Source organism: Leptolyngbya sp. FACHB-541 (assembly GCF_014695875.1).
Lineage (GTDB): Bacteria > Cyanobacteriota > Cyanobacteriia > Elainellales > Elainellaceae > JAAUTN01.
In genome coordinates, this window is sequence record NZ_JACJPC010000048.1 from 338,157 (window position 1) to 353,647 (window position 15,491).

Consider the following 15,491-nt stretch of genomic DNA (forward strand, 5'->3'; position numbering starts at 1 on the left):
CGCAGTCAAGTACAAATACTTAAAGCTACTAAGCTTGATCCTGTACACAGCGAAACCCTGCCAGGATTTGGCGTACACCAGGGTGATACCAGTTCCGAAAGGTGGAGCGGAGTGCCCAGGGACGGGTTGCCCAACTGCCGCCCCGCAAAACTTTGTGCTGTCCGTCAAAGTAAATCTGCGAGTAGCCTGAATACAGGAAAGGCTTAAAACCGGAATAATCTGTAAACCAATCCGCTGTCCATTCCCACACGTTGCCCAGCATATCTTCACAGCCGTAAGCGCTTCGTCCCGCAGGATAGGCATCGACGGGTGTGGTGTGTCCGATCCAGTGATCGTGGTTGCAGTGTCGGGAGGTTGGTAAAGCTTCACCCCAGGCATAGGTACATCGCTGTTCTAGTTCTGGGTTCCAACTGGCAGCTTTTTCCCATTCGGCTTCTGTGGGCAATCGCTTGCCGACAGAGTTGGCATAGGCTTCTGCCTCGTACCAACTTACGCCACACACAGGATGGTCTTCCCACTCTGGATTGTCTGACCAGTAAAGCGGTTTGCCAACTGGGTGCTGCTGCAACCATTGCCACCCTGCCTCTGACCACCATTTTGATTCTTCATAGCCCCCTGCCTGGATGAACTGGCGATATTGTCCGCAGGTAACGGGATAGCGATCGATCCAGTAGTCATCCAGGTAAACGGGATGCACCATGCGTTCGTTGTCTAAAGCGTCGAGGGAGTTGCTGCCTTGCTCGAAGTGTCCGGCGGGGATGAGGATTGGGGGTTGGGAGTTGGGAGTTGGGGGCTGAGGGTTGGGGGCTGAGGGTTGGGGGCGATCGCCAATTCCTGATACTTTTGCCTGCTGAAGTTGAAGTACCAGGGTAATGGTCTCGTTGTGCTGGCTTTCGTGCTGGAGGAGCCAGCGCCAGAGGCGTTCTTGCTGATCGACGGGAGCAGTTTTAAGGTAAGTCAGGACTTGAACCCGAATGGCATCAAGGTAAGTGCAAAGCTCTGGCAGGGTGGGCAGGTTAGCTCGTTCTGCTTTGGGTAAGCCGTCTGCGGCAAACAGCCGATGGTACTGCGGAAACTGAGGCGGCTGTCCGGCGCACTTTTCTAGAATCCAGAAAGCTTCGGTATAGGCGATGTGTCCCAAATGCCACCCAATCGGGCTGAAGTCGGGGTGCGCCTGGCGGGAAAGACTGCTGTAGTCTACGCCTTCAAAAAGTCCCAATGTTGCTTCTCGACACGCCTGAAGCTGCTGCCGAAGCTGCGATCGGCGATCGCCCAGATCTCCTCTTGTAGAGACGCGATTGCTCGAATCTTGACCTAGAAATCGGGTAGACACCTGCTTGCTCCTGCTTTCGTTTAGGAAATTGGAAACGCGATCGGACGCATTGCTATCAAACTCCGATTCAGAACTGTTGGATTTGAACATCAAGATCTTCTCCCACACTGAGAATGCTGCGTTCTGGGCAAGCAACCCAATTACCAGCAAATAACGGCTCGGAAGCAATCACAACTGCCTCAGGGAAGAAGGCATCGTCCCTGAGCCAGTAGAGGGAAGGGGCGGGCGATCGGTTAGAAAACCGAGAAGCGACCAGACGGTGCCCATCCGCCAGAATCAAATTAGCGCCTACTGAAACCTGATAAAGCTGGGCCAGGTCAAAGACGGTTACCAGCGTGTTGTGCAGTGCTGCTTCCAGGCTAATTCCGGGGGAATTGTGCCATTCGTTGAGCAGCAGGGCAAACAAATGCTCGGAGTCCGTCATTCCTTGGATCGACTCATACAGCGCATCACTCAGGCGATCGCGCATGGGTCGATATAGCGTTTGTCGAAAGTTTTCGATGTAGCCATTATGAATCGCCAAGATGGGATCCTGCTGAAAAGGCTGACAATTACTCAAGTCAACTGCCAGTCCTGGCGTTGCACTGCGAACGCTCGCTAAAACACAGCCTGATTCTACATAGCGACTCAATGGAGGCAAGTTTACGTCATTCCAGATTGGCAGCACACTGCGATAGCGGAAAGGTGGCACCTGCTGATTGGTGTGATACCAACCCACGCCAAAGCCATCTGCATTGAGCAGTCCTGCTGTCATCTCACGCGGCTGATAGCTCTGTACGATTAAGGAATGTTCTGGTTTGTAGAGCAGTCGATCTAGAGGAATAGGCGGCCCCAAATATCCGAGTAGACGGCACATGTTTTGATTACGACAGTTCAGTTAGGATTGTAGCCCCCTGTCTGCAAAATCCTCTCGGAGAGAAGGGATTAACCCTCACTCTGGTCGCCCTATGAAATCGGGCACTCAAAGGACAAAATGCAGCACTTTAAGTTAAGTCCTTGCCCTGAAGGAACCCGAACGCCGGGAGCAAGGGAATAGAGGACTGCTTTGCCCTCTCGCTGCGATTTGACGAGCTCGTGTTGCCGCAAAATCTTCAGGTGGTGAGAGAGCAAACTCTGTTCTAGAGCCAGTTCTGCATTTAACTCCCAAACGTGTTTAGGGCCGTCGAGCAGAATCTTGAGAATAGCGAAGCGATTTGGATCAGCAAGAATTTTGAGCTGCTGGGCGCAGAACGAGGGTGAGTATTGCTTGTCCGGCGTAGGGCTAGCTTCAGCAGCTTTATTATTAAAATCGCTATTCATATGAAAAATAATTCATGCCACGAGGAAACGGTTTATCATTGAGCCTGTTGCTCGAATTCACCGTCCGATGTTCACTAGACCTCTTGATTTGAAGGTTTTGAAGCAACAATTAGAGGCGCATCTAAACCAATCGCACGGTCACTTAGAGTTAGAGTTTCTGGCTCACGGAGAAGCCAATGTCATTTTTAGATTAAACCAGACTGATTTAGTTCGGGTGGCCGTTAATACACCAAATCAGCGATTTGAAGGAGACGTGAGGCGCGTTACCCAGTTCGAACGCGTCATCTTAGATTATCTACGGCAAACTGATATCGGACATCAGCTACAGACGGCCAAATTAGACTCAACTGAAGACTTTCCCTACACGTTTTTAATTACAAATTATCTAGAGGGCGGTTCACTCGATTACAGCCGCACCCATTTACAAAAATGTGCCAAAACTCTTGCGCGGCTTCACCGTTTACCGACGATCGCAGGCTATGAAGTCGATCGCCTTTTGCCAACGGTGCCAGTGGTCGAGCAGCCCTTAACGCTGTTTTACCACGAAGCAAAAAGCTATGCTCAGCCTTACCTGGACTCACCGAATGCAGAACCAGAGATTGTTGAAATGCTGCACGCCGTGTTAAATAAGGCGCGATCGCGATTGTCAGCAGAGCGACTGTTAGAAGCCTATCCCTATCGCTGCTTAGTCCACAGTGACCACACTTATGAGAACTGGGTCATCAACGATCGCCAAGCTTATTTAATTGATTGGGAATGGGCTGAAATTGGTTCGCCTGCTGGAGATTTGGGGCATTTCCTTTCCCCTGTAACCGTTCGGCGACGGCAAGACTATCGCTTACCGGCTGAGGATCGCGCCTTCTTTTTGCAGTGTTATTACAATGCGTTGGGAGAGCCGTTAGCTACTCGAATTGAGCGTCATTTTGCTGCATTTGGGGTTTACCCAGCGGTGCGATCGCTCTGTTGGACGGCTGGATATTGGATCACCGCTAACTGCTGGTACGCAGATGCAGAAGATAGCCCCAATGCGACTGAGCGAATGGCGCGATGGCAGCGAAGCCGTCAGCAATTTTCAGAACTGTGGCAGGAGGTTATGTCCTGGTTAGATGAGGAAATTTAGAAGCTAATCTAACTCTCAAGGAGAATCCAGCCAACTTTTATATGAATTACTTTTCATATCATCCTGTGCTGTATTGGCGAGTGTTCCGTGTCCCCTAATTCATCCAGAACTCAGTCATGCCTCTTAAGCTCCAACCTCCTCGACATCAGACCTCTCCGAATCTGGCACAGTCTTTTCCCTGGCAGGCTTATCTGCTGATGCTTCCGGCAGTGGGAATTGTCGGATTGCTGTTTGGTGGTGGGTTGGTGTTGGCATTGCTTCAAAGTATTGGGGCGATTGGGCTGTTGGGAAGTCAGATTTCGTTAACGGCATATCAAGCGGCGTTGACGAATCCAGAATTTCTGCGATCGCTGACACTTAGTCTATACCTCGCAGTAGTTGCCACAGGACTATCAACCGTTTTGAGTGTTGGCTTAGCCCTGCTCCTAAGAACCGCCGGACGCTGGGCCAGTTTTGCTTGTCAAATCACGCTGCCCATTCCACATCTAGTCGGAATTGCGGGCGTTTTGCTGTTGCTATCACCGAGTGGATTTATCTCGCGATCGCTCTATGCGCTGGGCTGGATTCAATCCGATCAGGACTTTCCACTGTTAGTCAACGATGCTGGCAATATTGGCGTGTTATTACATTTCCTTTGGAAAGAGATTCCTTTTATCACATTAATCTTGCTGGCAGTCCTGCGGAGTATTAATCCTGCCTACGAAATGCAGGCACAGGTACTTGGTGCAACTCCTTGGCAGCGCTTTTGGAATGTGACTCTGCCGATGATGAGAACCGGGATTTTGTCATCCAGTTTGATCGTGTTTGGCTATATTTTTGCTTCGTTTGAAGTTCCCTTTTTGCTAGGGTCAACTCGCCCACGTACATTGCCAGTATTGGTTTATCGCGCCTTTACGGATAGTGATATCACTCGTCGTGCCGAAGCGATCGCCTTGGGAATTATCCTATCGATTCTCTCACTGCTGATTATTGTGGCGTACTCGTGGCTGGTGTCGCGCGGTCGGCAGGATCATCAGTCAATCAAAGGGGTGTAGGGAATCAGGATGTTGCGAATGCTCATTGTTCTCGTCATTGTGGTGTTGTTTCTACCGTTTTTACCGTTGGTGATCTGGTCCTTTGCACAAGGATGGTTTTTCCCTCAACTCATTCCTGACCAGTGGACACTTCAGCACTGGTCGCAGCTTGTATCACCCGCTTCTAGAGTGATCGAAGGGCTATTGCAGAGTTTGGCGATCGCCCTGATCACCACAATTCTCTCACTGTTGGTTGGGCTTCCCGCAGGACGCGCGATCGGAGTGATGGAGTTTCCAGGAAAGGAGGCTCTAAAGTTATTTCTGTTAACCCCTATCATTGTTTCACCATTAGCAACCCTGATGGGTATTCAGTTTGTGCTAATTCGGCTAGGGTTAAACGGTACGCTTCTGGGTGTGATTTTGGTACATCTGATGCCGACCATTCCCTACATGACGCTGGTGTTAACGAGTGTGTTTGCCAACTATGACATCAGGTATGAAACGCAGGCGCGATCGCTCGGTGCTTCTCCAGTTCAGGTGCTTTCACAAGTCACTTTGCCGCTAATTGCTCCTGGCATTGTGGTGGGTGCATTATTTGCCTTCCTCATTTCCTGGAATGAGTTTCTCCTGACGTTCTTTGTGGGTGCAGGACGGGTATTTACTTTGCCAATGGTGCTGTTTACCTTACTGCAAGGAGGAAACAATGGACTGGTTGCGGCGGTGGCAATTACATCCGTTGTACCGGGATTGTTGTTTTTACTGTTGGCAAGCAAGGCATTGGAAAATGATACGGCGTTAGGAGGGTTGGGAAATGTATAAGACCGTCCCTCATTCCCAATCTCTTATGCCTCATCTTCACCTCCAAGATCTCACCAAACATTTTCCAGGAGTCACTGCCGTCCAAAGTCTGTGGCTTGAGGTGCAGGCAGGTGAGATTCTAGCGCTATTGGGTCCGTCGGGTTGTGGTAAGTCCACAACGCTTCAGATGATCGCGGGGGTAGTGCAACCTGACAGCGGCACGATTACCCTGGATGGTCAAATTCTCAACCGAGTCCCACCTGAGCGACGAGATATTGCACTGGTGCTACAGCGTGGGTTGCTGTTCCCACACTTAACAGTGGGTGAGAATGTCGCGTTTGGGCTGAAGATGCGCGGAGTCGGTCAGGCTGAGCGAGAAGAAAAGGCGATCGCCATGCTGCGTCAGGTTCAGCTAGAAGGATTTGCCTATCGTAAGCCAGCCGAGCTTTCAGGTGGACAGGCGCAACGGGTGGCATTAGCGCGATCGCTGATCATTCACCCCAAACTGCTGCTGTTAGATGAACCTCTGTCTGCTCTGGATGCCAATCTGCGAGAAGAAATGCAGGACTTAATCTTGCGATTACAGGCTCAAATGGGAGTAACGATGTTGATTGTGACTCATGACCAGGCAGAGGCGGTGGTGATGTCTCGGCGAATTGCCCTGATGTTTGATGGATGCTTGCGTCAGGTTGACACCCCAGAACAAATCTATCAACAGCCCTGTGATGAAACTGTTGCTCGATTTATGGGAGGGGTCAACTTCTTTGCTGCTGAAGCTCACGGTCGGCAATGGACGTTATCCAATGATTTAACGTTGCTCAGTGAGTATGACCACTACGGTTCAATTCAAGTCACCATTCGTCCTGAGCAAATTCAGGTGTTTATAGAGGGGCGATCGCAAGCAAACACCCTACCTGCCACCGTAATTGCCAACCGATTTACCGGAACGCAACGACGATTGACGCTGGCGATCGCCCCGGAGCTAACCCTACAAGCCTGGGTTACGCCTACTCAAGATTTTCAAATTGGACAATTCGTTTGGACCTATCTCCCACCTACAGCCCTTTGGTACTTCCCACACAGCACTGTGCCCCATCCCGTTCAAGTTTCCTAACTTCCGTTTAACTATCGTTCAAAACTCATCTTCTGCAAACTATTTCAACTCTAAGAAACTAATCCATGAACCTAACCCCCAATCCCCACTTTTCCCTAAACCGTCGGCGTTTCCTCTGGCTATCTACTGGTGCTTGCTTAGCTACATTGACAAGCAACTGTACCCAACAAAATTCTTCTGAAACAGCTAGTGAAACAGCCAGCTTTGATCCAATAGCCGCCTCTTGGGATGAGGTTGTAGCGGCGGCTGAAGGATCAACCGTAAATTGGGCGATGTGGGGCGGCAGCGATAAAACGAATGCCTACGCTGACCAGTGGGTTGCCGATCGCCTTCAAAGCCAGTACAACGTCACGCTTAATCGAGTTCCCCTTAACGACACGGTAGAAGCGGTCAATAAGGTTTTGGGAGAGGTGCAGGCAGGGCAGACCTCAGGTGGCAGCATTGACCTAATTTGGATCAATGGTGAGAACTTTCGCACGATGAAACAGGGGGATCTGTTGTTTGGGCCGTTTCGTGACAAGCTGCCCAGCAACCAGTACTACGATGCGGATGATCCGGCGGTGAATTCTGACTTTGGCTTGCCGATTGAAGGATATTCTGCGCCCTACACGGGCAGCTATTACGTCATGGCGGCAGATAGCGCTAGAGTTCAGCAGTTTCCCACAACCTTTGAAGAACTGCTGGAATGGGCGAAGGCAAACCCCGGACGCTTTGCTTACGTTGCACCCCCTCAGTTTGACGGTAGCCGCTTTCTGCTGACAGCACTGTATGGCGTGACGGGAGGCTATGAGCAATATGCCGGAGCCGAGTTTGATGAGGCATTGTGGAATGAGAAGTCGCCTCAAGTGTTTGGATATTTGCAGGAATTGGAACCTTACCTTTGGCGGAGCGGTGAAACTTATCCACCTACGCAAAACCGTCTGCAAGAACTCTTTGCCAATGGTGAGATTTGGATGATGCCTGTATTTATCTCCGAGGTGGCAGAAGGAATCGCGAGTGGACGGCTTCCCGACACGACACGAGCCTTTACAATGCCGGGAATTTCATTGAATGATCCCTCTTTCACCGCCATTCCTATTAATGCTGCTAACCCCGCAGGCGCGATGATTTTGGCAGATATTCTCTCTAGCCCAGAGGGGCAACTGCAGAAGTTTAAGCCAGATGTTTGGGGTGACCCCCCCTTGCTGAATCCTCAAAAGATTCCAGCCGAACTACAGTCCGAATTTACTAAGGTAGAGGGGGAATATGGCATTCCTTTGGATGAACTGACTTCCACTACTGTTCCTGTCGTTAATGCTGAATACACTACGCGACTAGAACAAACCTGGGAAGAGCAAATTGCTTTGTAGAAATGCTTTGTAGAGTAGGGAAGTATGGTTTTTAAAGAGCGACAGCCCCGCGATAAAGGTGTGATCAGCGACGATCGCCTGATGGAACTTCACCTCTATCCGGGTAATCAGTGCAATCGAGATTGCTCATTCTGTACGGTGTTTGGTAGCCCCAAAGGTTGGTACAGCGAATACACCGTCGAACATCTAGATACAGCCTTGCGGACAGTGATGCTGAATGAGCAAGGCACAATTAAATTCTATGGGGGTGAGCCGACGCTTGATTCTGAGAATGTTATCTGGGCGATCGCCTATCTACGGCAGCAGGGCTACCAGGGGGCGATCGTAATTTATTCCAACGGCATTCAGGCGGAGCGGTTGCTGCACATTCTAGAATCTGACCCACTAGGTCAGACGACTGCTTCCTTGAACTATTCCATCGCGACGGGGGATGGTGCGCCTCAAATGCCGAAGAAGTCGCTGGAGCAATTGGAAGGATATGAGACGGAACATGCAGGGGCGATCGCTATCGGTCATCCGGACGTGGTTGACTCAGGTCGAGGCGTAGACCCTTTTACTGGAGAAGCAACCCGTCCTAAAGCCAATTCTCGTTGTCCCCATTGCTATCCAGTTTTGACGACAGAAGGAAAGTTTCACGCTTGCCCCTTTGCTATCGAAAATCGATCGCCCCATTTTCAGCTTGGAGACATTCACAGCGATCCGTCTGAGATTGCCCAAAACTTTCGAGAATTCTTTCACTGGCTAGACACGGTACACGAACCCTATGCGATCGCCCACAACCTGCCCGCCTGTACGGTTTGCTGGAAACATCTAGATCAGCTCCCTGTTCCTCAAGGGTTTGCACAAGGGCGATCGCAGCAGGATGGCTAAGGCTCCAGTTTCTAAAATGGATCGGATCTAGGCCTGAATTCTGAAAAGTCTTTATGCTGGGATTTGGTAGTGTTTGTCACTGATTCCATGATTTCAATGAGTCGGTCAGTCTCTTTATCAGATTTTTGTCGAAGCAATCGTGCCGCTCGGAGCCGAGTCATCTTGTGGAATCGAGCTATCTTTGCGGTGCTAGCAGCGATTTTGCTGTTTTTAGGAACGCCTCAAGCCGCTTTAGCCCAAACCGCTGCTCAGGCTGAGCCAGAAACCGCTGACCTCAGCACCTACATTGATGACGTAATTGATCGCGTTACTGAGTTTACGCTCGACAACGGCATGAAATTTATCGTGCTAGAGCGGCATGTGGCTCCAGTAGTTTCCTTCATGACCTATGTAGATGTGGGTGCTGCCTATGAGGAAGATGGCAAAACGGGAGCAGCCCACTATCTAGAACATCTTGCATTCAAGGGCACCAAGCAGATTGGCACGACTAACTACGAAGCCGAAGCCCCTGTGTTAGAGCGGCTAGATGAACTGTTTGAGCAACTTCAGGCGGCGCGTGAGGCTGGAGATGAGGCGGCGATCGCCCGGATTCAGTCCGAGTTTGAAGCTGCTAAAGCCGAAGCCGCAAGCTATGTTCAACAAAACCTGATGGGGCAAATCGTTGAGCAGGCGGGTGGAGTTGGCTTAAACGCAACCACCTCTGCTGATGCTACTCGTTACTTTTACAGCTTTCCAGCAAACAAGCTAGAACTGTGGATGTCTCTGGAGTCAGAGCGGTTTTTAGACCCCGTCTTTCGTGAGTTTTACGAAGAGAAGGACGTGATTTTAGAAGAGCGGCGGATGCGAACCGACAACTCGCCCATCGGTCGAATGATTGAGGCATTCCTGGAAACTGCTTTTCCTGGACATCCCTACGGTCGTCCGATCATTGGTTACGAGGAAGATATTCGCAACCTCACCCGCGAAGATATTCAAAAATTCTTTGAAACTCATTACACGCCTAATCAAATCGTCGCTGCTGTAGTTGGGGATGTTGATCCTGACGAGGTGCGGCAAATGGCAGAAACTTACTTTGGGCGCTACCAGACCAGAGACAGTTCACCTGAAGTCACTGCCGTTGCACCAGCTCAAACTGAAGTGCGAGAAGTGACCCTGGAACTTCCCGCAGAACCCTGGTATCTGGAAGGCTATCAGCGTCCTGCAATTAGTGATCCCGATAACGTGACGTACCAAATCATTGATGCGATTCTCACGTCTGGACGCACTGCCCGACTTTATAAGTCCCTGGTCGAAGAACAGCAGCTTGCCCTGAGTGTTCAAAGTGCGAATGGCTTTCCGGGCGATCGCTATCCCACGCTGATGATGATCTACGCCCTGACTGCTCCTGGACATACCGTCGATGAAGTCGCCGCTGCGATGGATGCCGAGCTAGAACGCCTCAAGGCTGAACCTGTATCCGCAGAAGAACTGGATCGCGTCAAAACTCAGGCGAGAGCAGGACTTTTGCGAGTATTGGCTTCCAACCAGGGTATGGCTAGCTTGCTGCCAGAGTATCAGGCAAAAACAGGCGACTGGCGCAATTTGTTTAACGAACTGGAGGCGATCGCTGCCGTCACTGCCGAAGACGTACAGCGTGTGGCTCAGGAAACCTTCCAGCCTCAAAACCTCACCATCGGCAAACTCCTCACCCAATCTGAACCCTAGAATTTTCCAGGTAATTTTGTGTACTGAACTCACAAAATTATCCTCTCTTAATCCCAATTCCCAAAAGGAGTCCCATCGATCATGCAGTGGTTCCAATTCCAGCGCAGCCAGCGCAAAAAGCTAATTCGCTACAGCTTCATTGCGCTGGTCACCATAGCAATGATTTTGCTCGGGCTGGGTCGAGTACCTGCGCTGGCGCAAACAGCCCGTCACTACACCGAGTTAGAATTTGAGCCGCTTCCTGAAATTCAACTGCCCGACTATTCCCGCTTTGAGCTAGACAACGGCATCATCGTGTATCTGATGGAAGATCACGAACTGCCTCTAGTCGGCGGCACTGCCATGTTTCACACGGGTGAACGGCTTGAACCAGGCGATAAAGTGGGGCTAGCCAGCATTACAGGTTCGGTGATGCGGAGTGGTGGCACCGTGCAGCACCCGCCCGATGAACTCAACCTGTTGCTAGAGCAGCGTGCCGCCTCTGTCGAAACTGGAATTGACGAAACCACGGGAAGTGCCAGCTTCAGTGTTCTGACGGAAGACTTGTCAGAGGTGTTTGGGCTGTTTGCCGAGGTGATTCGACAGCCAGCCTTTCCTCAAGACCGGATCGATCTGCTGAAGAACCAGATCCGAGGTGGAATTGCCCGTCGTAATGATGATCCCGATGAAGTGGTTGGGCGCGAATTCCAAAAGCTGGTCTACGGCGCACAAAGCCCTTACGCCCGCACTGTAGAGTACTCCACGCTGAATAATATTTCCCGCGACGATATTATTGGCTTTTACGAACAGTATTTCCACCCCAACAACATGATCTTGGGGATTGTAGGCGATTTCGAGAGTGAGGAAATGCGATCGCTGATCGAAGCAGAGTTTGGCGACTGGCAGCCCAACCCCAACCTCGAAGCTCAGTTGGATTTACCCGAAGTCGCTCAGGCACAGACCGGTGTGTTTCTGGTCGATCAGCCCCAGCTAACTCAGAGCTATGTTCAGGTCGGGCATCTGGGTGGACAGTTAGATAACCCTGACCACGCTGCTCTCACGGTCGTGAATGAAGTGCTGAATGGATTTGGCGGCAGGCTGACGAATGAGGTGCGATCGCGCCAGGGGCTAGCTTATGTCGTCTATGCCTACTGGAATCCTCGGTTTGACTTCCCTGGCACCTTTATTGGCGGTGGGCAAACTCGTTCTGACGCAACTGTGCCCTTTATTCGCTCGGTGCTATCAGAAATTGAGCGCATCCGCACGGCTCCGATCACCGAAGAAGAACTGGCACGCGCCAAAGACTCGGTGCTCAATGCCTTTATCTTTAACTTTCAAGATCCGGGGCAGACATTATCGCGCCTGATGCGCTACGAGTATTACGGCTACCCTGCCGATTTTATCTTTCAATATCAGCGTGCTGTTCAGGAAACCACAATTGAGGACGTTCAGCGGGCTGCTCAAGAGTACCTGAAGCCAGAAAATATTGTCACGCTGGTAGTTGGCAATGCGGCTGCCATTCAGCCCCCGCTTAGCAGTTTGGGTTCTAATATCGAAGTGACTCAGATTGACATCACCATTCCAGAACCGCAGGGTTAGGAGTCGTTTTAGAAGTAGAAACCTCGTAGGGACGGTTCGCGAACTGTCCCTACGCTCACCTCAATTGTTTCGCAGGTTTTGGTGACGATAAAAGGTGAAAGTATCAAACAAAATACCCACCAGGCTGCAAACCAGCCCAATGACCAGTAACCCATTGACGGAACTACCGCTACCAAACACAGACAGAAATTGGGTGATTTGTTCTAGCCCAGCCTGACTGATGGAGCTAAATAGCGGAACGTAGCCCACCACAGAGAGGCATAGCAAAACTCCTATGATGAATAGGGTAGGAGTCATGAAGCTAAAGATTCCTGTAATCAGAATTGAACGCAGAAAGCTTGGCAAAGTACTCATAGAGAGGCTTATGCTCTAAGGGTTGAAGATCCTAACAGGCTGAAGGTATGGCTATACCTGCCAGTTCCTACGATAGGGGCGATCGCCTCCATCCAGGCGAGATGTCAGAAATCTTAAATCTCTATTAAAAAGCTTGTTGAAGATCTATGAATCCAACTCATAATCCAAACAGCACCTTCACCTTAAAGGACACGTCAAACTAGCCCGAAGAGCCGCGAAAAGTGGAGATAGACCGCAGTGCATCCCCGGTCAGAACCCCAGGGCAACAATCCGCTATTGTTTACATTGAGGTTCATTTTAGGCAGGCAAACTGCTTATCTGCGTTAACCACGTTTACTTAAACCTTCATCAAAGTTTAGGGGTACAGCACCATTGAGTGAAACCGCTCAGGCTTCTGGATTAGGGCTATGGAGTCAGCGATTACTTGCCGCCATGCTATTAGGCGGACAGGTGATCGTTCATCTGATTGCGGGCAAAGTTCATCGCCGCAACACCCTCGATCAAATGGCTGCCGTCGGGCCAGAGTCGCTGTTGATTGCTTTGGTTACGGCAGCTTTTGTGGGCATGGTGTTTACCATTCAGGTCGCCAGAGAATTTATTAACCTGGGCGCGGGTACAGCCGTTGGTGGTGTTTTGGCCCTTTCTCTAGCCCGAGAACTCGCCCCTGTCCTGACTGCAGTGATTTTGGCAGGACGGGTCGGCTCTGCTTTTGCCGCTGAAATTGGCACGATGCAGGTGACTGAGCAAATTGACGCACTGCAAATGCTCAAAACCGACCCGATTGATTACCTGGTCATTCCCAGAGTGGTTGCTTGCTGCTTGATGTTGCCAATTCTCACTATCCTGGCGTTTATTACAGGGATGACGGGTGGACTGTTGATTGCCGAAGGGCTTTACGGCATTTCCTCGACCGTATTTCTCAACTCAGCCCGAAACTTTCTCAGCGTTTGGGATCTGGTTAGCGCCCTGGTTAAAGCTTTTGTGTTTGGTGGGTTGATCGCGGTAATCGGTTCAAGCTGGGGGTTGACCACCACCGGAGGAGCAAAAGGAGTGGGGCAATCTACGACTACCGCAGTTGTGACCGCACTTCTAGCAATCTTTATTGTCAATTTCTTTCTCTCCTGGATCATGTTCCAGGGGACAGGCAGTGCTGTTCTGGGTGGCTTCTAGCAGGTCTCGTTCTGCCTGGGCTGAAGCACCAGGAGCATCACCCTTTAGAATGGAGATGGCTGAACTAAGCTGTAACTGAAGGGATTCGCGCTTGTGACTGTCACGCCCTCTCCAACTTCCACTGAAACGACTGTGCTGGCTCCCAGCTATGCGTTGCCGATCGCCCTGATTGCGATCGCCTTGCTTTTAACTGCGCTACCTATAGGGCTGGGGCAACCCTGGGTGAGTGGAGCGATCGCCCTCTTAGGGCTATTTCTGCTGTTTCAAGCGGCTACCCTGCGGCTTCAGTTTACCTCCACTGCGCTAGACATTACCCGTGGAGACACACTGATTCGCCGCTTCCCCTACGCCGACTGGCAAAACTGGCGTATCTTTTGGAGTGGCATCCCGATTTTGTTCTACTTCAAAGAAGTCAAAAGTATTCACTTTTTGCCGATTCTCTTTGACCCTAAAATGCTGAGGCAATGCCTGGAGCAACACTGCCCCATCTCCGATGCCTAAGAGCAACGGCTACTTGACTGTGGAAACCCTTGCTAGTTCACTCTCAATTCAAAACCTAAAACTTACCGTCCCACTTGCCCATGAACTCCAACGACTCGCCAAGCCGTGAATTTATCGCCAAACCCCTAAATGATATCGTTGCCCAAGAACAAGCTATCGAAGACGCTGCTGGTGGTGATGAGATCCTTGCCGAAGAAATGTCTCATGAGGCGTTGGGTGATGAGATAACAGTCCTGACCCAGCGAGTTGCGGATCTGCGGCGCCAAGAAAAAGCCTTACAAAAAGAAATTGCTACCCTACAAGCCTCCTACGACAGGATGTTGCGAGGGCAGATGGCAGATGTACAGACAACAATCGGGCGTATGGTCAAAGAAGGGCTGAGTGAACTGGAACAGCGCAAGAAAACTCTGCAAATTTCAGTTGAGCAGCTAGAGCGCCGACAAGAGCGCATTCGCACAGAAATGCGAACCACTTTTGCGGGAGCGTCTCAAGATTTGGCAATTCGCGTTCAGGGCTTTAAAGATTATCTAGTGGGCAGCTTGCAAGACTTGGCGACAGCAGCCGAGCAGCTAGAGCTCGTTGCCCCTGCCAGAGAGCCGGAGGTGCGAGAAGCCCCTCGTGATCTGCGAGGCTCCCGTGACTTTCGAGATGCTGATGAATTTGAAGATGATCAGGTTCTCACTCCTCGATTTGCTGAGCAAAATTTTGAAGACCAGGCGAGACAGATTCGCAAGATTTTAGACCAATATCGGACCATGCCCGACTACTACGGGCCGCCGTGGCAGCTGCGCCGTACCTTTGAGCCAATTCACGCAGAACGGGTATCAAACTGGTTCTTTGCTCAGGGTGGACGGGGTGCGCTGCGGACGATGGGGTCACGCTTGCAAAATATTCTGATTGTCTCGGCAACGATCTCGGTTCTGCGGAATTTGTATGGCGATCGCGTCCGTACTCTCATTCTCGCCAACTCTCCCGAACGCTTAGGTGAATGGCGCAGAGGCTTACAGGATTGCCTTGGTATTTCACGGGGTGACTTTGGTGCAGAGCAAGGCATCGTCCTATTTGAAGCACCAGAACCGCTAGCTCAACGGGCCGATCGCTTGGTACGCCAAAAACAACTGCCGCTGATCATCATTGACGAATCCGAGGACATGGTGAACCTGTCGCTGCTGCAATTCCCGCTGTGGCTGGCGTTTGCCTCAGATCCGATGAATCCGACCGTCATCTAAAAACAGCAGTTCTAAATCAGTTGTAAGAAGAGCGAGTTGTGAGCGCATCCCCTGGGGAT

General features: G+C 50.9%; 15 protein-coding genes. 11 read left to right on the top strand and 4 right to left on the bottom strand.

What is annotated here, in order from left to right; translation table 11 throughout:
• Window positions 1-28: 28 nt before the first annotated feature.
• From H6G00_RS10230 to H6G00_RS10240, 3 genes are all read right to left on the bottom strand, one after another.
• The gene (locus H6G00_RS10230; protein ID WP_190796636.1) at window positions 29-1,423 is read right to left on the bottom strand and encodes an SUMF1/EgtB/PvdO family nonheme iron enzyme; all 1,395 of its coding nucleotides are present in this window, start codon (window positions 1,421-1,423) and stop codon (window positions 29-31) included.
• Window positions 1,401-2,189, bottom strand: a complete 789-nt coding sequence (gene egtC / locus H6G00_RS10235; protein WP_190796637.1) for an ergothioneine biosynthesis protein EgtC — start codon at window positions 2,187-2,189, stop codon at window positions 1,401-1,403. The genes H6G00_RS10230 and egtC overlap by 23 nt, the downstream gene beginning before the upstream one ends.
• A gap of 89 nt (window positions 2,190-2,278) precedes the next feature.
• Window positions 2,279-2,632, bottom strand: coding sequence for a metalloregulator ArsR/SmtB family transcription factor (locus H6G00_RS10240; RefSeq protein ID WP_190796638.1), 354 nt, complete (start codon window positions 2,630-2,632; stop codon window positions 2,279-2,281).
• 67 nt (window positions 2,633-2,699) lie between these two features.
• Here H6G00_RS10240 and H6G00_RS10245 point away from each other — a divergent pair, with 67 nt between their 5' ends.
• From H6G00_RS10245 to H6G00_RS10280, 8 genes are all read left to right on the top strand, one after another.
• On the top strand, window positions 2,700-3,752 hold the full coding sequence (locus H6G00_RS10245) for a phosphotransferase (RefSeq protein ID WP_190796639.1): 1,053 nt from the start codon (window positions 2,700-2,702) through the stop codon (window positions 3,750-3,752).
• Window positions 3,753-3,868: 116 nt separating this feature from the next.
• Window positions 3,869-4,786: an ABC transporter permease subunit gene (locus tag H6G00_RS10250; RefSeq protein ID WP_190796640.1), complete on the top strand. Its 918-nt coding sequence runs from the start codon at window positions 3,869-3,871 to the stop codon at window positions 4,784-4,786.
• An 18-nt stretch (window positions 4,787-4,804) separates the two neighbouring features.
• Window positions 4,805-5,584, top strand: coding sequence for an ABC transporter permease subunit (locus tag H6G00_RS10255; RefSeq protein WP_190796641.1), 780 nt, complete (start codon window positions 4,805-4,807; stop codon window positions 5,582-5,584).
• The gene (locus tag H6G00_RS10260; protein ID WP_190796642.1) at window positions 5,577-6,677 is read left to right on the top strand and encodes an ABC transporter ATP-binding protein; all 1,101 of its coding nucleotides are present in this window, start codon (window positions 5,577-5,579) and stop codon (window positions 6,675-6,677) included. Before H6G00_RS10255 ends, H6G00_RS10260 begins: the two co-directional genes overlap by 8 nt.
• A 65-nt stretch (window positions 6,678-6,742) precedes the next feature.
• Window positions 6,743-8,026 carry an ABC transporter substrate-binding protein gene (locus H6G00_RS10265; RefSeq protein WP_190796643.1) on the top strand — a complete coding sequence of 428 codons (1,284 nt, stop codon included), beginning with the start codon at window positions 6,743-6,745 and terminating at the stop codon, window positions 8,024-8,026.
• A 24-nt stretch (window positions 8,027-8,050) separates the two neighbouring features.
• Entirely contained in the window at window positions 8,051-8,896 is an 846-nt protein-coding gene (locus H6G00_RS10270; protein ID WP_190796644.1) for a radical SAM protein, read from the top strand.
• Window positions 8,897-8,992: 96 nt separating this feature from the next.
• On the top strand, window positions 8,993-10,600 hold the full coding sequence (locus H6G00_RS10275) for a pitrilysin family protein (protein WP_190682498.1): 1,608 nt from the start codon (window positions 8,993-8,995) through the stop codon (window positions 10,598-10,600).
• A gap of 81 nt (window positions 10,601-10,681) precedes the next feature.
• The gene (locus tag H6G00_RS10280) at window positions 10,682-12,178 is read left to right on the top strand and encodes a pitrilysin family protein (RefSeq protein ID WP_190796645.1); all 1,497 of its coding nucleotides are present in this window, start codon (window positions 10,682-10,684) and stop codon (window positions 12,176-12,178) included.
• A gap of 60 nt (window positions 12,179-12,238) precedes the next feature.
• On the opposite strand, the gene H6G00_RS10285 is transcribed toward H6G00_RS10280, so the two are convergent.
• Window positions 12,239-12,475 (bottom strand): hypothetical protein, encoded by a 237-nt coding sequence (locus H6G00_RS10285; protein ID WP_242042206.1) that lies wholly within the window; start codon window positions 12,473-12,475, stop codon window positions 12,239-12,241.
• 429 nt (window positions 12,476-12,904) lie between these two features.
• Between H6G00_RS10285 and H6G00_RS10290 the strand changes: the two genes are divergently transcribed.
• The 3 genes from H6G00_RS10290 (at window position 12,905) to H6G00_RS10300 (ending at window position 15,432) form a co-directional block, all read left to right on the top strand.
• Window positions 12,905-13,702, top strand: coding sequence for an MlaE family lipid ABC transporter permease subunit (locus H6G00_RS10290; protein WP_190796646.1), 798 nt, complete (start codon window positions 12,905-12,907; stop codon window positions 13,700-13,702).
• Between the two features lie 93 nt (window positions 13,703-13,795).
• Window positions 13,796-14,203: a DUF3119 family protein gene (locus tag H6G00_RS10295; RefSeq protein WP_347278165.1), complete on the top strand. Its 408-nt coding sequence runs from the start codon at window positions 13,796-13,798 to the stop codon at window positions 14,201-14,203.
• Between the two features lie 80 nt (window positions 14,204-14,283).
• On the top strand, window positions 14,284-15,432 hold the full coding sequence (locus tag H6G00_RS10300) for a DUF3086 domain-containing protein (RefSeq protein ID WP_190796647.1): 1,149 nt from the start codon (window positions 14,284-14,286) through the stop codon (window positions 15,430-15,432).
• The last annotated feature ends 59 nt before the right edge of the window (window positions 15,433-15,491 follow it).